The following is a 25,773-nucleotide window of genomic DNA, read 5'->3' as shown; positions in this document are numbered from 1 at the left end:
ACGCCCTCGTAAATTCACCGCGCATCGGACGAGCCCCCGTCCGGAACGGAGAAAAGAGCAGCTCATGAACCTCGCCGGCATCGACCTCCTGGCCAAGGCCCCGCTCGCCGAAGGCGATGTGTTCCTCGGCGGCAGCTGGCTCCCCGCCGCCGACGGACGGACGTACCCCGTCCACGACCCGGCCACCGGCGACCTGATCCGCGAGGTCTCCTCGGCTGGACCCGAGGATGCCCGCGCGGCGATCGAGGCGGCCCGGTCGGCGGCGGCCGGCTGGCGTACGACACCGCCCCGGCGCCGTTCGGAGATCCTGCACACCGCCTTCGAGCTGATGCGCGAGCACACGGACACGCTCGCCCGGCTCATCGTGCTGGAGAACGGCAAGGCCTACCGTGACGCGGCGGCCGAAGTCGCCTACGCAGCCGAGTTCTTCCGCTGGTTCGCCGAGGAAGCGGTCAGGATCGGCTCCTCCTTCGCGGACGCACCGGCAGGCGGCTTCCGGCATGTCGTACGCAAGCATCCCGTCGGCGTCACCGCCTTCGTGACGCCCTGGAACTTCCCCGCCGCCATGGCCACCCGGAAGATCGCCCCGGCGCTCGCGGCGGGCTGCCCCGTCCTGCTCAAGCCCGCGCCGGAGACCCCGCTCACCGCCCTCGCCATCGCCGCTCTCCTCGCTGAAGCCGGCCTGCCCGACGGGCTGTTGAACGTGCTGCCGACCGACCGTGCCCCCGAGGTGGTCTCGGCCTGGCTCGGCGACGAGCGGGTCCGCAAGTTCTCGTTCACGGGCTCCACCGCCACCGGCAGGCTGCTCCTGGAGCAGGCTGCGGCGAACGTCGTCAACGTGACCATGGAGCTCGGTGGCAACGCCCCCTTCGTCGTGTGCAAGGACGCCGACATCGACGCGGCCGTGAGCGGCGCGATGGACGCCAAGATGCGCGGCGGCGGCGAAGTCTGCATCGCCGCCAACCGGTTCTACGTCCACGAGTCGGTCGCCGCCGAGTTCACCGAGAGGTTCGGCTCCGCCATGGCCGCCGTACGAACGGGCCCCGGCATGGAGGACGGCGTCACCCTCGGCCCCATGATCAACCAGGCAGCCGTCGACAAGATCCGCGCGCTCGTCGACGACGCCCTCGGGCGCGGCGCGAAGATCGCGGCGCAGGGCACCACGCCCGAGGGGCCCGGCCACTTCCACCCGGCGACCGTCCTCGTCGACGTGCCCGACGACGCCCGCATCCTGCACGAGGAGGTCTTCGGACCGGTGGCGCCCCTCACCACGTTCACCGACCAGGACGAGATGCTGGCGCGCGCCAACGCGACGGTGCACGGTCTCGCCTCGTACGTCTACTCCCGCGACGTCGGCCGCGCCCTGCGGATCGCGGAACGCCTCGAGGCGGGCATGGTCGGCGTCAACCGCGGTCTGCTGTCCGACCCCGCGGCCCCGTTCGGCGGTGTCAAGCAGTCCGGTCTCGGCCGGGAAGGCGGTCGCGAGGGCATCGAGGCCTTCCTGGAGACGCGGTACATCGCTCTCGACTGGCCGCTCTGATCACGGCACTCCCCCGCTCCCCCTCCTGCCCTCCCCCTCGGCTCACGCCGCTCAGGACAAGGACCGCCCATGGCAATGACGCCTGCGACCCAGAAACAGTCCAGCACCCCGGCAGTTCCCGACTTCACGCGTGAACGCCGCCGTCTGCACACCAAGTTGAAGCTCGCCACCCAGATCGGGCAGGGCATCGACGGCTACATCATCGGCGGCATCGGCATGGCGATGGCCGCGCTCACCGCCGACCTCCACCTCTCGCCCCTCATGCAGGGACTGGTCGGGGCTTCCCCGCTGATCGGCATCTTCATCGGCGGCCCCCTCTTCGGACGGCTCGCGGACCGGTTCGGCCGGCGCCCCGTGTTCCTCGTCGACATGCTGATCTTCCTGATCGGCTCGGTCCTGCAGTTCTTCGTCGCCGACGGACTCCAACTCTTCCTGATCCGCCTGCTGATGGGCGTCGCGATCGGCGGCGAGTACGCGATCGGCGCGCCGCTGCTGTCCGAGTACGCGCCTCGCCAGGGCCGCGGCCGGCTGCTGGCCAGCCTGGAGATCAGCTGGTACGTCGGCTACGCGCTGGCGACCGTCGTCGGCGCCCTCTTCGCCGAGGTCGACGGCGGCTGGCGCTGGTCCCTGGCCAGCAGCGCGGTCATCGCCGTGGTGTGCGTGGCGCTGCGCGGCGGTATACCGGAGTCGGCACGCTGGCTGCTGAGCAAGGGACGCCGCGAGGAAGCGGAGGCGTTGATCGAGAAGTACGGCATCGAGGTCGACGTCGACGCCGAACTCGAGGAGCGTGACGCGCCCGCGAAGGAGGGGTTCGGTGCGCTGTTCCATCGCCGGCACCTGCGCAGCACGGTGTTCGCGAGCGTCTTCTGGGCGGCCCTGGTGCTGCCGTACTTCGCCATCGGCACGTTCTGGACCCAGGTCTTCGAGGCCCTCAACATGGGCGACAACGCGGTCGCGGCGCTGCTTGTCTACTCCTTCACCGCTGTCGCCGGCGTGACGGCGGGCTGCCTCGTCGTCGACCGGATCGGCCGGCGCAGGCTGCTCATTCCGCCGTTCTGGATCACCGCCGGCTGTCTGGCCCTGGTCGCGTTGTGGCCGACATCGACGCCGGTCATCGTCGGCGGGTTCCTGTTCTTCATCTTCCTCAACGCCGCTTCGAGCGCACTGACGGCCGTCTATCCGCTGGAGGTCTTCCCGACCGCCCTGCGCACCACGGGCGTCGGCTTCGCCACGGCGATGAGCCGGGTAGGCGCGGCCATCGGCACCTTCCTGCTGCCGATGGGACTGGAGCGGTTCGGGGCGGAGTTCGTGCTCCTCATCGGTGCGGGTGTGCTCGCCGTCGGTGGTCTGGTCTCGCAGTTCCTGGCCCCGGAGACGACTGACATGGACCTCGCGCGGGCGGCGCGCAAGGCACGCGGGGCATAGCCACCGCACACCAAAGGCACGGCCCCGCAGGCGATCGCCTGCGGGGCCGTGCACTGTCGAGCGTCACGCGTAGGCGTCGAAGGGGATCCCGGAGGGCTTCGCGTAGTCGAGAGCCCACTGGAAGTCGCCGTCGTCGATCTTGATCGTGGCCGAGCCGAAGTCGGCGCTCATGAGCTTGTCGCGGTATCCGGCCGGATAGCCCTCCCAGCCCACCAAGCGCGGGAAGAACCAGGTGCCGGTGGCGTTCTCCGCCGGTTCGTCGTTGGTGTTGGCGAACCGGAAGCAGTGACTGGAGACGCCGTCCTTGTGGTAGACGATCTTCGGGTGGGTGCCGTCGAAGCGGATCGCCGAACGAGCCGCCAGCTGGTAGGTGTTGTGCTGGGACACCGACACGTACTCGGCCTGGTTGTTGCTGATCCACACGATGACGTGTTCCCAGTCGTGGGTGTGCCCGAGGGCCGCCGGACCGAGGGTGATCTGGTCCTTCTCGAAGTAGCTCGCGTACATCACCGCGCACCAGCCGTTGTTGCACTTCGCGCGCGAGTAGGTGTTGGCGTTCGCCAGCTGCGCGTAGTCGTGGCAGTTGCCGTTGACGTCGCCGCCGAGCTTGAGACCCGGGTTGAGGGTCCCGTCGGCGCCGATGGCGGCCGTGGCGTAGCAGCCGTCGCCGTCGTAGTCGTAGGCCGGGGAGAACGTCTGCTCCAGACCGTCGGCGTTCTGCGGCAGCAGGGTCAGGACGTTCGCGTGGGCGCTCGCCGGGAGGGCCACGACGAGCGTCATCGCGCCGAGGGCGCCGAGGGCGCCCTCGGCAAGGGATCTCAGCTTGCGCATGTCACGGCTCCAGGCTCAGCAGTAGAGGTTGCCGCCCGGCGAGACGCCGAGGATCGAGGTGAACCGGTTGTAGGCGTCGACGCGGCTCTGGACCTGCGCCGGGTTCTTGCCGTCGCACTCCAGGGAGCCGTTGATGCTGCGGATCGTCTGACCGAAGCCGGCCTGGTTCACCATGGCGTTGTGGGGGGTCATGGTGCCGGGGCCGGACTGGGTGTTCCAGTACCACAGGCCGGTCTTCCAGGCGACGGCCGACTCGTTCTGCACCCGCCAGGGGTTGTTCAACAGGTCGATGCCGAGCGCGTCACCGGCGGCCTTGTAGTTGAAGTTCCAGGACAACTGGATCGGGCCGCGGCCGTAGTAGGCCGCCTGACCTGCGGGACAGCCGTAGGGCCGGCTCCAGTCGCAGTAGTGGGGATAGTTGGACGTGTTCTGCTCCACGACGTGGACCAGGCCGCCGGTCTCGTGGTTGACGTTGGCGAGGAACGCGGCCGCCTCCTGCTTCTTCACCGTGTCACTGCCGGTGTTGGCGAAGCCCGGGTAGGCACTGAGCGCGGCGGTCAGGCCGCTGTACGTGTAGAACGAATTCCGGTTCGGGAACATCTGGTTGAACTGCGACTCGCTCACGACGAACCCGGACGGGTTGCCGCCGCCACCGCTCGCCGGCGCGTTCCACTTCTGGTTGGCGGCGCCGGTGCAGCTCCAGATCTGCAGCCGGGTGCCGTTGGCGCTGTTGTTCTCCCGGACGTCGAGGCACTTGTTCGCAGCCGGATTCACGATGTCGCGGGCCGCGGTGACCACCCACTGCTGGTTGGCGCCACCCGAGCAGTCCCACAGCTGGACCGCCGCGCCGTCCGCGGTACTGCGGTCGACGACGTCGAGGCACTTGCCGAGCGCGCGCAGGGTTCCGTCCCCCTGGTTGGACCAGATCTGGGCGCCCGTTCCGTTGCAGTCGTAGAGCTGTACGGCGGTGCCGTTGGCGGTGCTTGCGCCCGCCACGTCGACGCACTTGCCGGCGAGTCCGGTGATCGTGCCGTCGGCCGCCTGGGCGGGCGTCACGGTGAACAGCGTGGTGAGAACGGCGGAGAGTGCGGCGAAGACCGCGAACCGGCCGACGGGACCGCGTCTGGTACCGGACTGTCTGTGGTGGGAAAGAGGCATGGTCGAGGACGCTCCTTCGGTGCGCTGAGGGGCCAAGAGCCGGCGGGGGCGGCTGGATCAGCCGGTGTAGCCGGCGAACACGCGGGTGAAGTCCCAGTCGGACTGGTTCACGCCGGAGCAGCTGTCGGCGGGGCCGCCGGTGCACGGGCGGTCGCGGTTGGCCGACCAGAAGGTCAGCCGCGCCAGGTGGTGTTGCTGGGCGTAGGCGAGCATGGTGCGGAAGTCGTTGACCGTGACGGTCTCGTTCTGGTCGGTGATGCCGTTCATGGACGAGATGCCCATGGACCGGTAGGCCTGGTCGTCGGTGTAGCCGTACGCGCTCTTCAGCGAGTTCTTCAGGCCCTCGGCCGCCTGCACGGAGAGGTTGCCCATGTTCTGACCGGCGCCCTCGAAGTTGAACGGCATGATGGTCCAGCCGTCCACGGTCAGCCCCGAGTTCGCCGCCCGGTTGATCAGGCTGGTGTCGGGGCCGTTCTGGCCGGTGCCGATGGTGACGTAGACCTTCAGTCCGGAGTTGTTGGCCTTGACGGTCTTCAGGGCGTCGACGGTGCGCTGTTGCACGGTCGGGTTGCTGTAGGCCTCGGCCTCGATGTCGATGTCGATGGCCTTGAGCCCGTACGTGCTGATGACCTTCTGGTAGGCGGCGGCCAGCTCGCTCGCGGTGGAGCAGGAGCTCTCCAGCTTGTTGCCGCTCCAGCCGCCGAAGGACGGGATGACGTCACCGCCGTTCGCCCGCACGGTGTTGATCGTCTGCTGGTCGACTCCGCCGGTCAGCGCACGGCCGCCGTCCCACTGGGGGTTGCAGTAGCCGTTGCTGAGGACGAAGGCGAGGGTGAAGTACTTGACGCCGGTGGCGTTGGTGACGGTGGTGGGGTTCGGCGGGCTTCCCCAGCCGTTGTAGAGGTAGGGCGCCACGGCCATCGGCGCGGAGGGGTTGGTGCCGTCGCCGGGGGCGGGTGCGTTCCACTTCTGGTTGGCGCCGCCGCCGCAGCTCCAGATCTGGATGCGGGTGCCGTTGGCGGCGTTGTTGCCGGTGACGTCCAGGCACTTGTTCGCCTGCGGGTTGACGATGTCACGCGCGGACGAGACCGACCACTTCTGATTGGCGGCGCCGGTACAGCTCCACAGCTGCACCTTGGCCCCGTCCGCGGTCGAACTGCCGATGATGTCGAGGCACTTGCCGAGAGCACGAAGGGTGCCGTCGCTGCCGGCCGTCCACTGCTGGGCAGCGGTGCCGTTGCAGTCGTAGAGCTGTACGGCGGTGCCGTTGGCGGAGTCGGCTCCGGCGACGTCGAGGCACTTGCCGGCGAGGCCGGTGACGGTGCCGGTGGCGGCCTGCACGGGCGACGCGGTGAGCAGGCCGGTGGCGAGGCAGAGCACGGTGAGTGAGCAGGCTGCGGGGAGCGATCTGGGCATGCGCGCGGAGCCCTTCGTGGGGGGTGTGAACAACCGATGCGCATTCACCTCGTGAACGGTGAGTGCGTCGCACGGTGCCTGGCTGACCCGTGAACCTAAAGGTATGGACCATTTTCGTCAAGACATGAAGTAAGCCGTGAGAGAAGCAACTTGGAGCCACCGATCGGCCACCTCCGCACCTCCCCACAGGCAGCTGACAGGATGCACGCATGGCGAACACCCAGTCGATCACCTATGCGCGGATCGCCGAGGTCCTCACCGAACTCGGCATGATCACCGAAGAGCAGGCCCGGACAGTCCTGGACGAGGCCTCCGACTACGCGAGCGAGCCGATGGAACGACGCCACGAAGTCGCCGACGCCCTCGAAGGCTTCGGCGTGGCCGTGTCCATCCACTCCGACGACGTCGACTTCGCCGACGAGCACTACGAATGGCTGCTCAACGAGGCCGCGGTCCTCACCGGCGGCAGCGTCGCCGTCTCCAACTACCGCTTCGACAAGAGCGACCCGGACGAAGAGGACTGCGGCCTGGGAACGATGCACTTCGAATGCAACGGCCGGCCCCTCTCCTTCGGCATCGAGCAGGAGTCGAACGACTACCTCGACATGGGAGCGGCGCAGGCGGCCATCGAAGCGCTCAGCCCACCCGACGACCCGCGGGAGTTCCGCTGCGTCGAGCAGGAAGGCGCGGACCTCGGCGACGACTACATGGTCCTGGCCACAGCCGAGCAGCGGGACGGCCTCCTACGACACCTGGGCATCGTGTTCGAAGCCCCCTTGCGCTGAAGCCGACCGCGACATCGAAGGATCACCGCATGGCACCTCAACCTGGCCACCCTGCCGATTCCTCCGAGCCCGGCCCCGCCGCTCACGTCACCGGCGGGGAGGCCGCTGCAGTCCGCCGCTTCTGGAGCCGGCTCGGTCTTCCCGGACTGGTCGACGTCCACACGCACTTCATGCCCGAACGCGTCCTGCGCAAGGTGTGGGACTACTTCGACGCCCTGGGGCCGCTGACCGGAGTCGAATGGCCGATCACGTACCGCAAGGAGGAGGCCGAACGAACCACCGTCCTCCGCGAGTTCGGCGTAGGTGCCTTCACCGCGATGCTCTACCCGCACAAGCCCGGCATGGCCCGATGGCTGAACGGCTGGGCGGCCGACTTCGCCCGCCGCACCCCCGACTGTCTGCACACCGCGACCCTCCACCCCGAACCGGGCGTCGAGGCCTACGTCCGCGATGCCGTCGAGGCGGGCGCGCGCGTCTTCAAGGCGCACGTGCAGGTGGGTGCGTACGACCCGGCCGACGAACTGCTCGAGCCGGCGTGGGGGTTGCTCGCCGAAGCGCGCATTCCGATCGTGATCCACTGCGGCTCCGGGCCGGCGCCCGGGAAACACACCGGGCCCGACCCGATCGCACGGGTACTGGCACGGCACCCCGCCTGCGGCTGATCATCGCGCACCTCGGGATGCCCGAGTACGAGGAGTTCCTCGGCCTCGCCGAGCAGTACGAGGAGGTGCGGCTGGACACGACGATGGCGTTCACCGACTTCGCCGAACAGCTCACGCCGTTCCCGCGCCATGCCCTGCCCCGGCTGGCCGGCCTCGGCGACCGCATCCTGCTCGGCTCCGACTTCCCGAACATCCCCTACCCGTACATCCACCAACTCCAGGCCCTGGAGCGGCTGGGACTCGGAGACGCGTGGCTGCGAGCCGTGTGCCACGACAACGCGGCACAGCTCTTCGGACTGGAACTGCCCGCGGGGCTGCGGCGTCCGAACCTGACATGAGGGAAGAGATCAAGGGCCTCGCCGGTTTCCTTGTGGCCGGTGTGGGTGCCGTGGCGGCGCTGCTGGCCTGGGCCCCACTGGCACGGGTCAATGTGGAGGGCGGCTTCGAGGGGCTCCACAGGGACCTCAGTGTCCTCTACATAGACCTGCCGCTGGTCGCCGCGGGCGGCGCCCTGGTGCCGCTCACCTTCTGGCTGCTCACCTTGCGCCGGTTCCACCGCCCGTGGCTCGCCGCCTTGGCCGCCGTCGCCGCGGCCGCCCTGGGGATCTGGGCCCTCACCAGTTGGTGGGCCCCCTATCAGGCGCCCGAGTTCGCCCACTGAAGGTGGTGAGGGTCGGGGCGCCTCTGGCACCCGGGGGTCCGCTGCGAGCTACAACCTTCAGCCCTGCTCAGCGGTCCCACCCATACCAATGCCCGCCTCTGTCACCGCTGTGCGATGGACCGTACGGCCACGGCGGTAGCCGGCGCGCGCACCATGGTGGCCGCGCCTGCGACAACCGTGTCCGCCGCCCCGTGCGTCGCCCGGTTCACAGCGAGGCGGTCTCCGAGGCGGTCGTCCACGCGAAGCCGTCCGGGTCGGTGAAGGCCTCGGCATCGCTGCCGATCGCGAGCCGGTGCGATCCCGTGCCGTCGGGCGAAATGCCGGCGACCTTGGCCAGGCCACGGCGCTTGTAGAGGCCCAGCTTGACCGGGCCCGAGCCGGTGGCGAACTCGACGTACTTGCCGCCGAAGCTCTTCGCGACGGCGAGGCCGTGATCGACGTAGAACTGCTTGCTGGCCTTCACGTCCTCGACGCCGAGCAGGAGCACGATCTCGTCGATCTCCCGGGTGGCCGGGCCGGTGTCCTTCTTCGACGACGACGCGATCTGCCAGACCGTCCCGTCCGGAGCCTGTACGACGCCCCCGTAGCCCCAGAGCGACTTGGCGGCGGGCTTCAGCGTCGTGGCGCCGGCTGCCACAGCAGCGTCGACGAGGGCGTTGACGTTGCCCGGCTGGGACACCACCAGCGACAGCGTGAATCCGCGGAAGCCGGTCGTCGGTGTCTCGGATGCCTCCAGGCGTACCTGGTTGCCGAGCCCGAAGGCGGTGGCGTAGAAGCTGCTGGCGGTGGCGGTGTCGGCCACCTCGAGGGTGACGAATTCGATGGAAGTCATGGGTATGACGCTAGTCAGGGCCGGCCACCGGCGCTTCTCGATTCCTGACCGTAACGAAAGCCGAGCGCTTGGTCAGTACTCGTTGCGGCGCCGCAGCCCGAACGGTCGGCCGTCCGGGTCGACGAGCAGGCGGTGCAGAGGAGCGTAGAGCGTCTTGGCCGTGTGGGAGAGGTTCGGCCGGCGATAGGTACGCAGACGCCCGGGAGGCCTGGGGCCGTGCCGTCCGTTGTCGTGCCAGGCATCCAGCGCGGCGGCGCTTGCGGCGAAGGCGTCGAAGGCCTTCAAGGGATCGCAGAGCTCGTCAGGCGCGTCCGGAACTCCCGGTGCCTCCACATCCAGGTGCTCGCGCATGAGTTCCAGGCGCAGATCCCTGGCAAAGGTGCGCGCACCGTCCCCGAGACCGCCGGGGTCGCATGGCTCGCGCGGGTCCGGGCTCTCGTCCAGGACGGCACAGGTGAGTTCCGAGTCGTGGGTCCAGGAGCGGAGGTTGATGTTGTCGGATCCGACCGAGGCCCACACGTCGTCGAGCACACACACCTTGGCGTGCACGTACACCGGCGTCCCGACATGGTTCTCCAGCCCGTACACCGCGACGCGCCCGCCGCCGGCCCGGCGCAGCCTGTCCAGGGCCGTGATCCGGCCGATCAGGTTCATCGGCAGGGTGAGCCGGCCGTCCTGCTCGGGGACGCTGGGGATGACCGCGATCAGGCGCAGGCCGGGGTGAGCGTCGAGTGCCTCGGCGAAACATTCCACGACGTGCGGAGACCACAGGTACTGGTCCTCCAGGTAGATCAGGGCCCGGGCCCTGGGCAGCGCCTTGCGGTAGCCGCGCGCGATGCTGCGCTCACCGTCGGGGGCGAAGTCGTAGCCGCGCAGCAGCCGGTTGGGGTAGGTGCGCAGGGCCTGGACGATGTGCGTGCCGCAGGGCGGCGGGTCGGGGGCCTGGGCCGGCAGCGTGTCGGCACGGGTGTCCTCGTCGTGAGCGAGCTCGCGCAGGCGGACGAGCGGGCTGCGGGTGAGGGGCGCGGGGTCTTCCCAGCGTTCGCGGAAGCCGGCCTCGATGTCGCCGACGGCCGGTCCGCGTATCGCGAGCTGGATGTCGTGCCACGCCGGGTGCGGTCCGTATGCGGCGGCGATGCGCATTGACTGGGGGTCCCCGCGGTGCGCGACGTCGTCGTTGCGGTTGTGGCACAGGTCGATACCGCCGACGAACGCGACGTCGTGATCCGCTCGGCCGGGATGCCGGAGCACGACGAGCTTCTGGTGGTGCGAGCCGCCGGGGCGTACTCGCATGTCGAGCAGGCACTCGCCGCCGCCCGCTTCGATCACGTCGCCGAGGTGCCGGTTCTCGGCCTCGCTGAACTGGAATCGGTCCAGGTGGGAGCGCCAGAGCAGCCCCTTGACGATCACTCCTCGGTGGGCCGCCTCGGCCAGGACGGCACCGATTTCGCTGCCGGGTCCGTCCAGGCGCTCGTCGGGGTCGCCGCGCCAGTCGGTGAACAGGAGCAGGTCCCCTGCACGCTGCGCACGGATCGCGCTGAGGAGCGCCGGGAAGTACGACGCGCCGTGGACGAGCGGCCGCACCAGGTTGCCGTACGACCACGCCTGGCGGCCCGACCGACGGCTGTCCAGGCGTGTGGCGCTGTTGCCGCGCTCGGCCGAGGTCAGCAACCAGTTGCTCAGTTCCACAGCCCAGGCCTCCCGATGACACATCGGGTACCCCGTTCGCGCCCCCTCATCCTGCGCTCCGAGAGCCGTCAGCTCTTCGCGACGGGGTGGTACCGCAGGTTCACCTCCGCGGTTCGGTCGCTGCCGTTGAGCAGTTCGAGCCGAATGGGCACGCCCCCGGGGTTGTCGAAGAATCGGACCCCGTCGCCGAGCAGCACAGGCGCGATGTGCAGGTCGATCTCGTCGACCAGTCCGCGTTCGAGGAGTTGCCGCCCGATCGTGGGCGAGAAGACCTCGAGGTTCTTGCCGCCCGCGGCCTCCAACCCGATCCGCACCGCCTCGGCCACGTCGCAGCTCAGGAACGTCACGCCCTCGGCCTGCTTGGCGTCCTCAGGATGGTGCGTCAGGACGAAGAGCGGCCCCTGCCACGCGCCGCCGTAGACGGCGCCGGGCTCGGGGTAGGCATCCCAGCCCTGCCGACCGCCCAGCACCGCGCCGGTCGTCTCGACGTACTCCTCGATGATGCCGGGCCGGGACGAGATGCCCGTCAGCCAGTCCATCGAATGCTCCGGCCCTGCCACGAACCCGTCCAGCGACATGGAGAAGTGCAACAGCACCTTCCCCGCGGCCGTCTGTGGTTCCGTGTCCGGCAGGGCCTTGGGGAACGTGTCGTCGGGGCTGTGGGGAGTCTCCGCGGTGGCCATGATCGGTTCCTCTCGTCGGGGGTCCTCGTACATGTCGACCGGTCCCGCCGCAGAAATTCATCGCCCGAACTTCATCGCCCGAACTTCATCGCCGAAAATTCATCACCGGAGAGCCAACGTCACGACAGACCGGCCGACGGCGCGTCCGGGAGGCTCTGGCGCAGCCGTTGGGCGTCCCGGAAGAGGCGGTTCGTGTGGCCGGCGAGCACGCCGCACAGCAGCAGCTCGGGAGTGTAGAAGGACCGCGCGGCGGCGGCCACCTCCCGTGCCGACAGATCAATTTGAATGATCTCGGTACGGCGGATCTCGTCGATGGAACTGCCCCACACGACACGCCGCAGATTCGCCCACGCCATCGCGCTCATGCACATCGAGCAGGGCTCGCCCGTGGTGTAGAGGGTGGTGTCGGACCAGCCCTGGTTGCCGTGGCGATCCACGTAGTCATTCATGGCGACCACCTCGCCGTGCAGCAGCGGGCTGTCCGCCCCGGTGTTGACCCCGCTCCCCCGGATCTCGCCGGTGCGGTTGTCCACGATCACCGCGCCGAACGGCCACTCGGGGTTCCTCCGAGCCTCCTCGATGGCCCGCCACATGAACTGCTCGTGACGGGTGCCGGTGGTGGTAGCGGTGCCGGTTCGCAGGTCCGTCGCCGCGTTCGTACCGGGGCTGAAGTCCGGGGCGGCGTTGCTCTCTTGCACCGCATGCCGAGGGAGCGGGATAGGGGCCGCGACTCCCGTCACCACGGCTCCGAACCTACCGAGGAACTGACGCCTGCCCGAGTCCATACGCTGCTCCTTGCCCGCCACCGACAACTCCACGGAGTGATCGAACCATCACAGATGGTTTCCGATTCGGGTCGGCGTCATGCCTCCGGCCCATGGCGCACCAAGCCCGAGGGGCCGGCACAGAACCTGGTGCGCCACGAGTCAGACCAGTTCGGGCTGCGGTTCCAGTTGTCTCCCCGGCACGACCTTCGGTTCCCAGAGTCTGGTGGTCCGCATGTAGCCGAGAATCACTGAGACCATCGCCAGAATAAGAAGCGGCCCGAACACCAACGGATATCTGGCCATCTCCGTCGGCAGATAGCGATACGTCACCAACAGGGCCGCGAAGACGGTCGTGCCGTAGGCGACCAACTGGATTCCCGACCGATCCCAGCCACGGGCCAGCGAACGCATCGCCGCTTCGATCGTGAGCGCGAACACCACGCCGGCGACGAGGTCTACGCCGTAGTGGTAGCCGAATCCCAGAGTTGCGCCGAGCGTGGCGATCAGCCAGAAGCTGCCTGCGAATCGCAGAATCCGCGGCCCCTTGCGGGAGTGCAGGAAGATCACGGTGGCCCAGGCCGTGTGCAGACTGGGCATGCAGTTGCGTGGGGTGATCTCGTCGAACGGCATCGCGTGCGGCGTGCCGATCGGCGGCGCCGTCTCCGGCCACAGGTTGGCCACCGCCCACTGGCCGCCGTCGACGCCGTAGGCGAAGATCGGTCCGACCACCGGGTAGATCATGTAGATGCCCGGCCCGAGAAGGCCGACGACGAGGAACGTGCGCACCAGATGATGGCTCGGGAAGCGGCGCTCGGCGGCCACGTGGCGCAGTTGGTACAGCGCGACGACGACTGAGGCGACAGCGAGCTGGACGTAGACGTAGTCGAGAACGTGGGCGCCGGCCGGGCCGGTGGCCCGAACGACCCGGCCCACCAGCCACGACGGGTTGCCCAGCGCCTGATCGGCGGTTGCCATGTACTGGTCCAGCACCACCGGGCGGGTCTTCGCCGTGATGTGCAGCCAGGCGTCGCCGGTCTTGCGGCCGGCCACCAGCAGCAGGCCCAGCCCCACGCCCTTCAGCAGCAGGGCACGTTCCCGGCCGGTGCGGCGCGTGACGGCGATGACCGCGCAGCCAAGCATCACCCACAACGCGCCGTTGCCGAAGGGGTGGCCTTCGGTCACCTTTATGCCGGCCGCCCACCGCACCACGAGGACTATGAGGTCGATGCCCATCGCGGCACCAACCGCGATGAACCGTTGTCGCCGGGTGAGCACCACCATCATCAACGCCATACCGGCGTAGAGCAGGAAACCCGACTTGGGCGGGAATATCACCTCTCGCGCCTGTGTGGTGATCGGCCCCGGTATGCCGTAGTGACGCGCGGCGATCTCCAGCGCGACGAGGAACCCTAGCGCCACCAGAGCCGCCGCGGTCCACAGCATCGCCCGCGGTTGACGCCACGCGGCGAAGACGAACTTGATTCTGTTTTTTATCCGCGAGAACGCCCGCGACGACATGGGTATCAATTTGTTTGGCCGGTTTTCAGATGTTAGGTAAACGGGTCACATTGCTCTGATTGATACGGTTTTGGGTCAAGAGTTGCGATGAGGGCGATCATCGCGAGTTCGAACATGTTAGCGGAGAAGGCCAGTAGGTTTCGGCTCGGTGAACTGACGCACGCTCAGCACGGTGACCGTTCGCCAGGCAGCCCGCCGGACAGGCCGCCTGGGCTCTGCCGGTACCGGCCTTCGGGGGAATTGCGCGTCGGCCGCGCGGTCCGGTGGCCGTCGGGTGGTACGGGCATGAGATGGCCGCGCCCCCCGATCCGCCCGCCACTCCGCTCGAGCATCCGAGCGGCGTGGAGTCGCGCGTGCCGGCGCTGCTGCGAACCGCCGCCGCGTACGCATGGCGGATCATCGCCATCGGCATCGTCGTTCGCGTCGTCTTCTCCGTGCTGGGGCAGTTCCACCGGATCGCCGTCGCCGTCTTCCTCGGTCTCGTCATGGCTGCCGTGCTCCGCCCGGTGGCCGGCCTCCTCGCCCGCTACATGCCCCGGCCACTCGCGGTCGCCGCGTCCCTCATCGGCGGCATCGTCCTCGTCCTCGGGGCGCTGGCCCTGGTAGGCGAGACGGTGGCGGACCAGCGAAGCGGGCTGGAGCGGGAGTTCGTGACGGGGATCGACCGGATCGAACGCCAGCTGGAGGAGCCTCCGTTCCGGCTTCCCCCGGACGTGTTCGACGATCTCCAGTCCCGGATCGGCAAACTCCTGTCGAGTCACCGCTCGACCCTCATCAGTACGGCGCTCAGCGGGGCGAGCCGGCTGCTCGAGGTGCTGACCGTGCTGGCCCTGGCTCTGTTCTGTGCGGTCTTCTTCACGCACTCCGGCGAGAAGCAGTGGCAATGGCTGTGCGACCAGCTCCCCGTCGCGGCCCGTGAGCGTTTCGCCGTCGCGGGCGCGGCCGCCTGGCGGACGTTCACCGGTTATACGCACGGCATCCTGCTGGTCGCGGGAACCAACGCGGTCCTCGTTGGCATCGCCCTGCTCGCCCTCGGGGTGCCCCTCGCCGTGCCGTTGGCGCTGCTGGAGTTCGCGGCCGCCTTCATCCCGCTGATCGGCTCGCCCATCGCTCTCGCGGTCGCGGCCGTCGTCGCGCTGGCTTCCAAGGGAGTACTGATCGCCCTGCTGGTCGTGGCCCTGATCGTGGTCATCGGACAGATCGAGGGCCACCTCCTGCACCCCATCGTGATGAGCTGGGCCGTCCGCCTGCACCCGGTGGTGGTGGCGCTGGCGGTCGTCGGCGGAGCGGTGGCGGCGGGAGTGATCGGCGCCGTTGTGGCCGTACCGCTGGTCGCCGTCCTCTGGTCGGTGTGCCAGGCACTGCGAGGCCGCACCGACGAACCGGAAGGGGTCGGGGCGAGGTCGGGTGACGAGAGCGCCTGAGCCGTGTTTTTGGTGACCGGTCTTGGAGTGGGGCGGGGTGAGTTGAGGGATGGGGAGTGGGAGGGGGCCGGCGCGGGTGCTGGGAAGGGACGGCCGGTACGGCGCCAGTTCGGCCGGCACGGGGCCGGTACGGGGTGGCACGGGGCCGGTACGTGGGGCCACGGGGCCGGTACGGGCGGTACGGCCGGTCAGTGGCCGGCGGCGGCCTTGACCAGGGCGACGGCCACCCCGATCACCGCGTCGAGCACGCCGGCCAGGAGGCCGGCCGTGGTGCTGTTGCCCATCCGGACGCCGCCGTACCAGCCCCAGCCGAACAGGCCGGCCACGTTGACCCCGGCCGCGATGAACAGGGCAGTGTCCAGATCCATCACGTCCAAGGCCGCGGAGCCGATGAGGACGAGCGGGCCGACGGCGGACAGCAGCAACGGGCTGCTGACCCACAGCATCCGGCGCAGCTCCGCGCCGGTGGCAACCCGGCCGTGCACTGTGCGGTGGGCCTGCTCGTCGGCGACGAGCGTCGCGAGCCAGAGGCCCACCGCGGCGGCCGCCACACTGGCCGCGGCGCCGGCGGCGGAAGGGTGCTCCGCCGCCGTCAGGCCGATCACCACCGAGATCATGGTGATGGTCGCGTACAGCCGTTCCTTGAGCCAGTTGAGCCAATCGGCCGTGGTCCGCGGATCTTTGCCCGCCCCGGCCGCCGGGCCGCCGGCCGGGAAGGGCAGACCCGCGGTGCCCTCGCTGTCGTCGTGGCCCATGCCGTCAGCGTAGGTGTTCGACCTTGCCTGTCTGACGCTACGTCAGGGCGTGTCGCCGGGGCGGGGCGGCGGCCGCCCGTCGCCCCGAAGCAGATCCAAGGCGCGCCCACCCCGCTGTACCGGCTCAGCGGCGCAGCACCCGGCGCTGGACCGACTCCAGCGGGCCGTGGGAGAAGTGGCGCAGCCACAGGGTCGAGGCGGCGACTAGGAAGGCGCAGACCGTCGCCCACAGGCCCATCACCCACCAGGGGCCGCTGCCGGCGAAGTGTTCGGCCAGGCCGAGGCCGATGCCGTAGCAGGCCAGCATGCACAGCACGTTCTGCAGGACGTAGGAGGACAGTGCCGTACGGCCGACCGCGGACAGCCCGTGGGTCAGGAAGGCCGGGAACCACCCGCGGTCCAGGGCGACGCCGACCAGACCCATGTAGCCGACGGCGACCATCGGGGCGGCGACATAGCGGCCGAGGAAGAAGAACTCCTCCCCGCCAAGCCACAGGGCCGCGTTGAACGGAATGCCCAGCCCCAGGCCCCAGACAGCCATCCGCGAGCGCAGTTGCCGCCCCCGGTCAGTGGGTGTGAAGGCGCCGGCGCGGTGGAGGCGGACGCCGAGCAGGAAGAGGAAGACCAGCAGGCCGAAGGAGAAGACGGGTTCCATCCGCAGGGGGATCGCGTTCTCCAGCCGGAAGGCGATCTGGTCGAACCAGCTGCCGTGGGCGTACACGTCCACCGCCGCGTCGGACACCTCGTTCCCGGAGTCGTCCGAGGGCGCGGCCAGCAGGGCGACCGTGATCAGCGACATCAGGACCACGTGCAGACTCACCGACGTCCACATCACCGCGCGCCGTACGCGCTCGGAACGCGCCAGCAGCCTCGCGATCAGCAGAGCCGTCAGTGCGTACCCCATCAGCACGTCGAACCCGAAGACCAGGACGAAGTGCAGCGTGCCCTCCGCGAACAGGAACAGCGCGCGGGGCCGGTAGCCGCGCGGCCACGGGGTGCCGCGGCGGGCGGCCGAGTCGTACTGAATCGCCAGACCTACACCGAACAGGATCGTCAGCAGCGCCAGGAACTTCCCGTCGGCGAGGAACCGGAACAGCGCCTCAGCCGGCTCACCCAGCGGGTCCGGCATGGGCGTCCCCTGCAGGATCGCCCACTCCGAGCCAGGCGTCGCGAAGATCCACACGTTGGTCATCAGCGTGCCGAGAATCGCCGCTCCACGCAGCACATCGAGCAACGGCAGCCGGGGCGGGGCCGCGGACCGGGTGGAGGACGTTTCGTCAAAGGACCCGCGAAGGCTGTTGGGCATGCCTTCAGGTTCTCCGCGCTTTGCGGCCCGATCGTCGTGCGGCCGGACGAAAACGTCGTACATCCTTCGATGCAGTGCAGGCACTGGCACTGGCACTGGCACTGACACTGGCGCGAACGCCGCCTGACTACGACGCGAACGCCGCCTGACTACGACGCGAACGCCGCCTGACTACGAGAGGCCTACCGGGTCGACCGGCGTTGGGAGTTGCATCCGTCGCCTGGTTCTCGAACCCCGTCGTGCGTGGTACCGCGCCCTACTTGTCGCCGGACGGTTGCCCCGCCGGCCGACCGAGCGCGTAGTTCCTTCCCTGCCACGCCCGACCAGCACCAGAACCAACCACACCCTTAGTACCGCACCCTTCGGAACATTCGTCCAAGACAAGCCCCGAGAAGTCGGCCACGGTAGAGGCATGCGCAGCTACGAGGTGGGCTCCTCCCCCACGGACCGCGACGCCGCACACGGCTGGGAAGTCGCCCAGTTGGACGGCGGCACGTCTCTGGACGGTGTGTGGATGGCAGGGTTCCGGGATCGTATCGCGGGTGGACTGGATCTCCGGGTCCTCCCCCAGCCTGCCGTGATCGTCGTCATCGGGCTCGGAGACGACCCGCTCACAGTCGAAGGGCCTGCGGGGCTCCAGCCACTGAACAGCCTAGTTGCCGCGCTGTCACCCGGTTCGGCCCGGATTCGCGGCAGGCGCGTCGAGTGCATCGAGATGCGCTTGTCTCCCCGAGCCGCTTACGAACTGCTGGGGGTCTCCCCGTACGAACTGGACCGCTCCATCACTGCCCTTGAGAACCTATGGGGCCGTCACGAGGAGCGCCTGCGGGAGCAGTTGGGGGAGGCCGCGACCTGGCAGGAACGCCTGGCGCTGATGGACGAGTTCCTCACCAGGCGTGCTGCCGAAGCCCCGGCGATGGCGCCTGAGGTCGCCGCCGCATGGGATCTGATCGTGAACCAGCGGGGGCGGGTACGGGTCGACGACCTCGCCGCATCCTGCGGTTGGAGCCGCAAGCGGCTGTGGTCCAGGTTCACCGCCCAGGTCGGCCTCACACCCAAACGCGCCGCCATGCTGGTCCGCTTCGATCACGCCGCCCGGGCACTGACCGCCGGCCACAACGCCGCCGACGTCGCCCTGGCCTGCGGATACACCGACCAGTCCCACCTCCACCGCGACGTACTCGCCCACGCCGGATGCACACCACGCGTCCTCGTCGACAGGAACACGACCGCCGGCTAGCCCCTGCAGGCCGAGACCCAGAACCCGCCGATACCTGCGCCTGCACGCCTCACGCCCCTCGGCACCAAAGCCGCCGAATCCTCGAATCCTCCGAAGGCACCCAAAGCACCGAAAGCAAGAAGGGACCGCACCTGTGACGAACCTCGATACCCGAGCAGCGCACTCAGCCGACCGCGACCTGATCGGCCGCCTCACCTTCGGATCCATGGCCGCGCAAACCCTCCGTGCAGCAGTCCAGTTGCAGGTGGCGGAGCTGGTCGGGGACACCCCACGCCGGGCCTCCGACGTGGCCGCCGATGCCGGAGCCCAGCCCCAGCACATGACTCGGCTGCTACGCGCCCTTGCCGCCCTCGGCCTGCTGAGGGAACGTGCCCCCGACAGCTTCTCGCTGACCGGAGCCGGCGCGCTGCTCGGCGCCGAACACCCCGATTCGCTCGCATCGTTCGTGCGCGCATTCACCGATCCGACCGTGGTACGCGCCTGGGAACACCTGGATCACAGCGTCCGCACCGGCGAGATCGCCTTCGACACCGTCTTCGGCACCGACTTCTTCACTCACTTCGCCCAACACACCGAACTGTCCTCGCAGTTCAACGCCGCTATGAGCCAAGCCGTCTCCGAGACCACCGCCGCACTGCCGCTCGCCTACGACTTCGGCCGGTTCACCGCCGTCACGGACGTAGGTGGAGGGGACGGAACCCTCCTGGCCGGTGTATTGGACGCGCATCCACACCTCACCGGCGTCGTCTTCGACACGACGCACGGCCTGGATGAAGCACCCAAGACGCTGGAGCGGCACGGGCTGAACGACCGTTGCTCGCTGGTCGCCGGAGACTTCTTCAGTTCCGTCCCCGCGGGCTCGGACCTCTACGTGATGAAGAGCATCCTGCACGACTGGACGGACGACCAGGCAGTCACCATTCTCAGCCACTGCCGCGAGGTACTGCCACCTGGCGGTGCCGTCCTGATCGTGGAGCCCGTGCTCCCCGAAGCCGTCGCCGGCCACCCCGAAGCAAACGCCCTCGACAGCGCGATCACCTACCTGAGCGACCTCAACATGCTCGTCAACCTCGGCGGCAAGGAACGCACCCGCAACGACTTCCAGGACCTGTGCCGGCGCGCGGGCCTGACCCTCACCACCATCACCCCGCTCGCCGACGCCGAGCCCTACTCCATCCTCGAAGCCACGGCCCAATAGGACCCAGCAGCACCGCAGTTCCAACCTTCGCTCGGGCATGCGCGGGCCCGGCCCCGCCCCAATGGCGCAGGCCGGGCCGGACCGGGCCGGACCGGCCCCACGTCACCTGCCGGCCCGTCAGCTCGACGAGTCGGCGAACATGCCAGGCTCGTACGAACCTCCCTGCGTGCGGGTGATCACGCCGAGCCGGTTGGCGGCGTTGATCATGGCCACCAGGGAGACCAGCGCGGCGATCTGGTCGTCGTCGTAGTCACCGCGCGCGGGCTCACGTCGCAGCACGCCGCCCGCGCGGGGCCGTGTCTCCGGCCGAGGCGCAGAACGCGTTCGACGCCTTCCGGCGGGCCGTCGATTCGGGCGATCTGCAACGGCTGCTCGATGTTCTCGCGCCGGACGTAGTCCTGCTGGGCGACGGCGGCGGAGTCGTGCAGGCCGTGTCGGCGCCCGTCGTGGGGGCTGCCGAGGTGGCCCCCCTGGTTGCCGGGTTGGGGCGATTCGGCGCCGCGGCGACGCTGGAATCGGCGCACATCAACGGCCATCCGGCACTGATCCTCCGGCTGGACGGCCGCATCAACACGGTCTTGGCCGTCCGCATCGACGACGGCCTCATCAGCGGCCTCTACGCCGTACGCACCCCCGAAAAGCTGTCACGCGTGGAGCAGGAGACCGCGGTGAGCCGCTGATCCCGGCCGTCCGGCTCCGAGGGCACCCAGGCGGCGGGGGCAGCGCTGTCCCCGCCGCTGACGGGACTCATACACACCAACCCCCCGCTGCCGACGTGCCGCAGGCACTGTGCGCCGCCGCCACGGCATACGCCGCCCGGCCCACGTCCCGATCGCCCTGCGTGACCCCCGCGCCGAGGCGTGAACGCCCCTGTGTGCGAAAAGAGTTTGCGGGCCGGGCCGCCCTTGGATAGATGTTGCGGCTGGCCCCCGGCCACGAGGGCTGAGGGGATGACAGCGAGAGGAGGGATGAGCAGATGATCCCCATGATCACCGCGCTTGTGTCCTCCCGGGGCGCGGACCGCGTCTGACCCCGGAGCGGACAGGCGCCTTGACCGGAGTGTGCCTTGACCGTGGAACTGAACGACCTGACCATGCGTCCGATCACCGGACGCGAGGAACTCGACCTCGTCTCTCAACTGCCCTACGTCCTCGACCCGGAACTGGCCGACGACCTTGCCGCCGGCCGTCGACGTCCCGAATGGATGTGGGTCGCCCAGCACGGTGACCGCCTGCTGGCCAGGGCCGCCTGGTGGAGTCGGCCCGGCGGGGACGCACCACTGATCCTGGATGTCCTCGACATCGACGACAGGGCCCCGAATCCCGCTCGCCTGGACATCGGGGTGCGGCTTCTGCGGACGGCCATGGCCGCTGTCCTCCCGGACCCTTCCCGTCCCCCGGAGTACAGCCGTTCATCCCGCCGGACTGGCGTGACAACGCGGCGACCAGGCAGGTCGTCGAAGACCGCATGACGGTACGGGAACGGACCGGTGCCCGGCTCTTCGTTGAGCGCCTGCGCCTGGAATGGAGTCCGACGTCACCGGTTCCCGGACCCGGCAAGCGTCTGCTCTTCCGGCCGGTCCAGGATGCCGGGGAACTCGTGGCCCTGATGGCCCTCGTCCTGGACGGCACGCTGGACGCACACGGCCGTGACGAACTGACGCGGATGAGTCCCCGGGAGGCGGCCACCCAGCACTACGAGGGGGAACTCGCTCGCTACACGAGCCCGCGAGACTGGTGGCGGATCGCCACACTGCCGGATGGAGAACCGGTGGGGTTCGTGGTCCCTGCCCACAACGGCTACAACCCGATCATCGCCTACCTCGCGGTCCTGCCCGCACATCGCGGCAACGGCTACATCGACGACGTCCTCGCCGAAGGAACCCGCATCCTCGCCGAGCAAGACGTTCCCCGTATCCGTGCCGCCACGGACCTCGGCAACGTCCCCATGGCGAACGCCTTCCGGCGGGCCCAGTACGTCAACTTCGGGCGTGAGATCAACATGACCTGGAACTGATCACGCGTACCGCCCGCCCAGCACGGCCCGGCCAGCCCGGCCAACCAGCAAGGAGTACAGGACCGTTGAACGTCGAGCTCCCCCCGTTCTTGCAGGAGACCGCTGCCCAGTTCGGGGCGGGAGCCCCGTACGCCCTGAAGGTCCTGGCCGGCCGGCTGGCCGACGACCCGGACATGGGCACGCCGTCCAATCAGCCCGGCATCCTCACCGTCATCGTCGAGGGCGACTTGTACGAGGACTGCCCCGACCTGGCCGTCGGCTACATCCGCGAGCCGGACTGGATCCAGATCCGGTACGTGAACCTCGCCCCCTCCGCCGAGCCCGTAGTGGCCGTCCAGGAGGAGGACCCAGATCAGGAGCAGGTCCAGCCCGTCGACCCGACTGTCGAGGCCGTCACCGTACGGCAGATCGCCGACGCCTGGCTGCGTATCCTCCGCCGTCTCCGGCTCACCGCCCCCGACTCCTATGCCGCCCTCCGCTCAGGCGCTGAGCTCTCCGCGATCGCCGCCTTGGAGAACGATCTCGGCGTCCGCATACCCACCGAGCTGCGCACCCTGTGGCTTCTGAGCGCAGGCGACGAAGGGGCCGCTGGCTGGGGCGCGGGATGCCTTCCGGGCAACGAGGCGCTGATGACCCTGGACGCCGTCGCCGACGTCTACCGGCGGAGGTCGGACCACCAGGCCGACCACGACACCCGCAACGCCGGCCGGCCCGAGGAGGAGCAGATCACCGTGTGGAGAGCGACCTGGATTCCTGTCGTCTCACGCGGTCCCGCTGACAGCACCTCCGGCCTGTACCTGGACACCGCGACCGGCTACCTGGGCCGTTGGTCCCGCTACAACGACGCCCCGGGCGAAGAACTCGACACGCTGGTCACCTACTTGGAAGAGGCCGCCGACATGCTCGAAGCCCCGGCGCTGGCCACGCGGGACAAGCCCGGCCTGATCGGTGGGGCGCTCGTGTGGCGCAGCGCGTTCGGCCACGCGACGGAGGACCGGTGGCGGCGCCTGACCGGCTGACCGGCTCACCGTGCAAGAGTCCTCCAACCACGACGCGTTCGGCCATACTGATCACATGATGGGTGTGCCGCTCTCCGTACTCGAAGTCGCGATGGTCCAGAGCGGTACGGACCCCACGGACACCTTGAGGGACACGACCGAGTTCGCCCGTGGCGTCGAAGGGCTCGGCTACCGACGGCTCTGGTACGCCGAGCATCACCACTCCCCCGCCATCGGCGCTTTCCCACCGGTGGTGCTGGTCGCTCATGCCGCCGCGTCGACGTCCTCGATCCGGCTGGGCTCCGGCGGGGTCCTCGCCCCCAACCACGCTCCGATCATGCTGGCCGAACAGTTCGGCACACTCGCCGCGTTGCACCCCGATCGCGTCGATCTCGGGATCGGCCGTGGCCCGGGGACCGTGCACGAGGCGACAGCCCTGGCGCTGCGGCGTGGGGCGGGGCCGGCGACGGACGAGGAGTACCGCGACGACGTGGCCGCGACCCTGCGCTTCCTGGTGGACGAGGTCGCGCTCGGCTCGCTGCCCGAGCCATGGCTGCTGGCGTCCAGCACCGCCGGTGCCGCTCTCGCCGCGCAGCTCGGTCTGCCGATGGCCTTCGCCCACCACTTCCGCCCCGAGAACACCATTGCTGCGATCGAGTACTACCGCGCGCAGTTCGTGCCGTCCCGCTGGTGCCCGAGCCCGCGTGTGCTGCTGTGCGTGGAGGCGGTGTGCGCCCCGACGCGCGAAGAGGCCGAATGGCTCGTCGGGCCGATGAACGTCGTCAAGGTCGGACTTCTCCAAGGGCGAAGCGACATCGCCTTTCCCACCCCCGCCGAGGCGGCCGTGCATCCCTTCACCGACCAGGAGCGGCAGGCTCTCGCGGCGTTCCACGCGCACCAGGCGTACGGCGACCCCGAGACCGTCGTACGCCGTCTCACGGAGCTGACCGACGCGACCGGCGCGCAGGAGTTGATGCTCGTGTCACCGGTGTACGCCCTGAAGGACCGCCTCCGGTCCTTCGAGCTCATCGCCGCGTCGTCACCCGCGCTGGGCGACGAGCCGGTTGCCACCGCATAGGCAGGGCGTCCTGGCCGCCACTCACCGCGTCGGCGGCCACCACTCGAACAGCAGCAGCGTCGCGTCGTCCCGAAGGCTCCCGGGCTGTGCGTCCAGGATCGAGTGGATCAGTCGCCGTAGGGTCTCCGGTGCCAGTTCGCCCGCGGCGGTGGCCCGGATGATGTAGTCGGTGAAGTGCTCCAGACCGAACATGCCGCCGTCCCGGGTACGGGACTCGGTGACGCCGTCGGTGTAGAGCAGCACCCGGTCGCCGGGCTGGAGGGCGATCTCATGGGTCTGCCGGGTGCGCTGGGCGAGCAGGGACGGCAGCCCCATCGGCGGTTCGGGCTCCCTCTCCATGGCGTCGACCAGCAACCGCTGGTCCCGGATGAGCAGCGGCGCGGGGTGTCCGCAGTTGGTCCAGCGCAGCGCGCCGCTCGCCAGGTCGAGCTGGGCGAGGACGCCGGTGCAGAACTGGTCGGGGAGCCATCGCGCCAGGGCGTCGTCCACGCTCTGCACCAGTTCCGGCAGCTCGGCCCCGGTGCGCCGGGCGTTGCGGCAGGCGGCGAGTGACACCGCGGTGGTCAGGCCCGAGGCCAGGTTGTGGCCCATGGCGTCGAGGACGGCGGCGTGCAGGGTGGTCTCGGTGAGGGAGTGGTCGAAGGCATCGCCGCCGAGTTCGTAGGCGGGCTCCAGTACGGCCGTGGACACGACGTGCGCCGTGCCGATCGTGCGGGGCGGCAGGAAGGCGCGCAGCATCTCGGCGGGCAGCTGCATCGGTTCGCTGCGGGTCCGTCGTACGAAGGAGTCCTTGTAGGCCCGCTTGGACGTGATCATCATGGCGAGGAGAGCGGCGAGGGTACGGCTGCGGCGCAGCGAGAGCGGTGTCAGGGCCGGCGAGTGCACCGCGAGTACGCCGAGCCGCTCCGCGCCGTCCAGGAGGGGGAGCCAGGCCGTCATGCCGCCGGCCTCGGACTCCTCCACGCGCAGGGACTGGGTGCGGTACGTCCAGCCGGCGAGCGAGTCGTCGACCGGAAGAGGGGCGCCCGCGTCGGTCAGCGGGACCAGCCGGCGCTGCTGGAGGTCGGCGAGGTAGATCACCGCGTGTTGCAGCCCCAGGGCCTTGGAGCAGCGGGCCACCGCGGTGGACAGGTCCAGCGCCGCGTTCTCCGGGTCGGCGAGGAACTCCTCCAGCAGACCGTCGCCGGGCTCGGCCGTCACCACCTCGTCTCCTCTCGTCGCGACCGTGGGACGCGGATCGGGCGCGTCGTTCAGCAGTCTCACATCGCGGCCCGCGGCGTGCCCGGCGACGGGGGCGGGCCGGGGCGGCAGCGGGCCCCGGCGACACCGCCGTATGGATGAGGGGGCGCCTGATGATGCCGAGGTCGGTCGGTCAGTCCTCCTGGACCACGGAGAGCACGTTTCCGGCGGGGTCGGTGAACCAGGCGATTGCCGCGGGGCCGCCCTGGCCGACTCGAACGATGCCCTTCTCGTCGTGGTCGAAGCCGGAGTAGCGCTCAAGGGTCACGCCGCGCCGCTCCAGTTCGGCGACGGCGGCCTCGATGTCGTCCACGGGGAAGTTGAGAATCGTGAACGTCGCGGGGGTGTGCGTGTCCTTGGGATAGACGAAGACGTGCGCGCCACCGCCGAGCTTGACGGTCAGCATCCGCATCTCGCCCTGTCCCGTCTCCTCCACCTGGAGGCCGAGGGTCTCACCGTAGAAGCGGCGGGCCACGTCGAGATCGTCGACCGAGAAGCCGCTGTACGCGTGCGATTGTCCGAGCATGCCGTGTGTCTCCTTCGTGGGTGATC

21 protein-coding genes and 4 pseudogenes are annotated in these 25,773 nt (G+C 69.5%); 12 read left to right on the top strand and 13 right to left on the bottom strand.

The window, feature by feature from the left end; all coding sequences use genetic code 11:
- The first annotated feature begins 64 nt into the window (after positions 1 to 64).
- On the top strand, positions 65 to 1,540 hold the full coding sequence (locus OHT51_RS41060) for an NAD-dependent succinate-semialdehyde dehydrogenase (RefSeq protein ID WP_328883996.1): 1,476 nt from the start codon (positions 65 to 67) through the stop codon (positions 1,538 to 1,540).
- A 69-nt stretch (positions 1,541 to 1,609) separates the two neighbouring features.
- Complete coding sequence (locus OHT51_RS41055; protein ID WP_328883995.1) at positions 1,610 to 2,965, top strand: MFS transporter; 1,356 nt, start codon at positions 1,610 to 1,612, stop codon at positions 2,963 to 2,965.
- 63 nt (positions 2,966 to 3,028) lie between these two features.
- Here OHT51_RS41055 and OHT51_RS41050 read toward each other — a convergent pair whose 3' ends face one another.
- From OHT51_RS41050 to OHT51_RS41040, 3 genes are read right to left on the bottom strand one after another with little or no spacing between them, the layout of a single operon-like run.
- Positions 3,029 to 3,796, bottom strand: a complete 768-nt coding sequence (locus tag OHT51_RS41050; RefSeq protein WP_328883994.1) for an NPP1 family protein — start codon at positions 3,794 to 3,796, stop codon at positions 3,029 to 3,031.
- A 15-nt stretch (positions 3,797 to 3,811) separates the two neighbouring features.
- Entirely contained in the window at positions 3,812 to 4,954 is a 1,143-nt protein-coding gene (locus OHT51_RS41045) for a glycoside hydrolase family 19 protein (RefSeq protein WP_328883993.1), read from the bottom strand.
- 57 nt (positions 4,955 to 5,011) lie between these two features.
- Positions 5,012 to 6,370: a lectin gene (locus tag OHT51_RS41040; protein ID WP_328883992.1), complete on the bottom strand. Its 1,359-nt coding sequence runs from the start codon at positions 6,368 to 6,370 to the stop codon at positions 5,012 to 5,014.
- Positions 6,371 to 6,579: 209 nt separating this feature from the next.
- Here OHT51_RS41040 and OHT51_RS41035 point away from each other — a divergent pair, with 209 nt between their 5' ends.
- The 3 genes and pseudogenes from OHT51_RS41035 to OHT51_RS41025 all read left to right on the top strand — a co-directional run bounded on the left by OHT51_RS41035 (position 6,580) and on the right by OHT51_RS41025 (position 8,478).
- Positions 6,580 to 7,155 (top strand): hypothetical protein, encoded by a 576-nt coding sequence (locus OHT51_RS41035; protein ID WP_328883991.1) that lies wholly within the window; start codon positions 6,580 to 6,582, stop codon positions 7,153 to 7,155.
- Between the two features lie 29 nt (positions 7,156 to 7,184).
- Positions 7,185 to 8,155 (top strand): annotated as a pseudogene (locus tag OHT51_RS41030) (amidohydrolase family protein).
- Positions 8,152 to 8,478, top strand: a complete 327-nt coding sequence (locus OHT51_RS41025) for a hypothetical protein (RefSeq protein WP_328883990.1) — start codon at positions 8,152 to 8,154, stop codon at positions 8,476 to 8,478. Before OHT51_RS41030 ends, OHT51_RS41025 begins: the two are co-directional and overlap by 4 nt.
- Before the next feature lie 205 nt (positions 8,479 to 8,683).
- Here the strand turns inward: OHT51_RS41025 and OHT51_RS41020 are convergent, their stop codons facing one another.
- From OHT51_RS41020 to OHT51_RS41000, 5 genes are all read right to left on the bottom strand, one after another.
- Entirely contained in the window at positions 8,684 to 9,310 is a 627-nt protein-coding gene (locus OHT51_RS41020; protein WP_328883989.1) for a glyoxalase, read from the bottom strand.
- Between the two features lie 72 nt (positions 9,311 to 9,382).
- Positions 9,383 to 10,999 (bottom strand): phospholipase D family protein, encoded by a 1,617-nt coding sequence (locus OHT51_RS41015; RefSeq protein WP_328883988.1) that lies wholly within the window; start codon positions 10,997 to 10,999, stop codon positions 9,383 to 9,385.
- Between the two features lie 68 nt (positions 11,000 to 11,067).
- A complete protein-coding gene (locus OHT51_RS41010) occupies positions 11,068 to 11,682 on the bottom strand; it encodes a dihydrofolate reductase family protein (RefSeq protein WP_328883987.1) in 615 nt (204 codons plus the stop codon).
- A gap of 119 nt (positions 11,683 to 11,801) precedes the next feature.
- Positions 11,802 to 12,467 (bottom strand): nucleoside deaminase, encoded by a 666-nt coding sequence (locus OHT51_RS41005; protein ID WP_328883986.1) that lies wholly within the window; start codon positions 12,465 to 12,467, stop codon positions 11,802 to 11,804.
- Positions 12,468 to 12,608: 141 nt separating this feature from the next.
- On the bottom strand, positions 12,609 to 13,892 hold the full coding sequence (locus OHT51_RS41000) for a phosphatase PAP2 family protein (RefSeq protein ID WP_328884602.1): 1,284 nt from the start codon (positions 13,890 to 13,892) through the stop codon (positions 12,609 to 12,611).
- 365 nt (positions 13,893 to 14,257) lie between these two features.
- On the opposite strand from OHT51_RS41000, the gene OHT51_RS40995 reads away from it, so the two are divergent.
- Positions 14,258 to 15,391: an AI-2E family transporter gene (locus OHT51_RS40995; RefSeq protein ID WP_328883985.1), complete on the top strand. Its 1,134-nt coding sequence runs from the start codon at positions 14,258 to 14,260 to the stop codon at positions 15,389 to 15,391.
- Positions 15,392 to 15,579: 188 nt separating this feature from the next.
- Here OHT51_RS40995 and OHT51_RS40990 read toward each other — a convergent pair whose 3' ends face one another.
- A complete protein-coding gene (locus OHT51_RS40990) occupies positions 15,580 to 16,146 on the bottom strand; it encodes a hypothetical protein (protein ID WP_328883984.1) in 567 nt (188 codons plus the stop codon).
- Between the two features lie 124 nt (positions 16,147 to 16,270).
- Positions 16,271 to 17,452, bottom strand: a complete 1,182-nt coding sequence (locus tag OHT51_RS40985; protein WP_328883983.1) for a DUF418 domain-containing protein — start codon at positions 17,450 to 17,452, stop codon at positions 16,271 to 16,273.
- A 412-nt stretch (positions 17,453 to 17,864) separates the two neighbouring features.
- On the opposite strand from OHT51_RS40985, the gene OHT51_RS40980 reads away from it, so the two are divergent.
- Both OHT51_RS40980 and OHT51_RS40975 read left to right on the top strand, forming a co-directional pair.
- Entirely contained in the window at positions 17,865 to 18,692 is an 828-nt protein-coding gene (locus OHT51_RS40980; RefSeq protein ID WP_328883982.1) for a helix-turn-helix domain-containing protein, read from the top strand.
- 133 nt (positions 18,693 to 18,825) lie between these two features.
- Positions 18,826 to 19,890, top strand: a complete 1,065-nt coding sequence (locus OHT51_RS40975; RefSeq protein WP_443052673.1) for a methyltransferase — start codon at positions 18,826 to 18,828, stop codon at positions 19,888 to 19,890.
- Between the two features lie 117 nt (positions 19,891 to 20,007).
- On the opposite strand, the pseudogene OHT51_RS40970 reads toward OHT51_RS40975, so the two are convergent.
- A pseudogene (locus OHT51_RS40970) lies at positions 20,008 to 20,148 on the bottom strand (carboxymuconolactone decarboxylase family protein); the annotation flags it as partial.
- Between OHT51_RS40970 and OHT51_RS40965 the strand changes: the two are divergent.
- From OHT51_RS40965 to OHT51_RS40950, 4 genes and pseudogenes are all read left to right on the top strand, one after another.
- Positions 20,130 to 20,570: pseudogene (locus OHT51_RS40965) on the top strand (RNA polymerase subunit sigma-24); the annotation flags it as partial. The pseudogenes OHT51_RS40970 and OHT51_RS40965 sit on opposite strands and share 19 nt — an antisense overlap.
- Before the next feature lie 413 nt (positions 20,571 to 20,983).
- Positions 20,984 to 21,906 (top strand): annotated as a pseudogene (locus tag OHT51_RS40960) (GNAT family N-acetyltransferase).
- A 65-nt stretch (positions 21,907 to 21,971) separates the two neighbouring features.
- Positions 21,972 to 22,925: an SMI1/KNR4 family protein gene (locus OHT51_RS40955; protein ID WP_328883979.1), complete on the top strand. Its 954-nt coding sequence runs from the start codon at positions 21,972 to 21,974 to the stop codon at positions 22,923 to 22,925.
- Between the two features lie 55 nt (positions 22,926 to 22,980).
- Positions 22,981 to 23,982 (top strand): LLM class flavin-dependent oxidoreductase, encoded by a 1,002-nt coding sequence (locus OHT51_RS40950; protein WP_328883978.1) that lies wholly within the window; start codon positions 22,981 to 22,983, stop codon positions 23,980 to 23,982.
- Positions 23,983 to 24,003: 21 nt separating this feature from the next.
- Here OHT51_RS40950 and OHT51_RS40945 read toward each other — a convergent pair whose 3' ends face one another.
- Positions 24,004 to 25,185 carry a PP2C family protein-serine/threonine phosphatase gene (locus OHT51_RS40945; protein WP_328883977.1) on the bottom strand — a complete coding sequence of 394 codons (1,182 nt, stop codon included), beginning with the start codon at positions 25,183 to 25,185 and terminating at the stop codon, positions 24,004 to 24,006.
- 169 nt (positions 25,186 to 25,354) lie between these two features.
- Positions 25,355 to 25,747: a VOC family protein gene (locus OHT51_RS40940; RefSeq protein ID WP_328883976.1), complete on the bottom strand. Its 393-nt coding sequence runs from the start codon at positions 25,745 to 25,747 to the stop codon at positions 25,355 to 25,357.
- Positions 25,748 to 25,773 lie beyond the last annotated feature (26 nt).

Origin of the sequence: Streptomyces sp. NBC_00299 (assembly GCF_036173045.1) — a bacterium.
In the GTDB taxonomy this organism is placed as follows: Bacteria; Actinomycetota; Actinomycetes; order Streptomycetales; family Streptomycetaceae; genus Streptomyces; species Streptomyces machairae.
The sequence above is the reverse complement of the archived record's forward strand: the minus strand, read 5'-3'. Positions and strand labels throughout refer to the sequence as shown.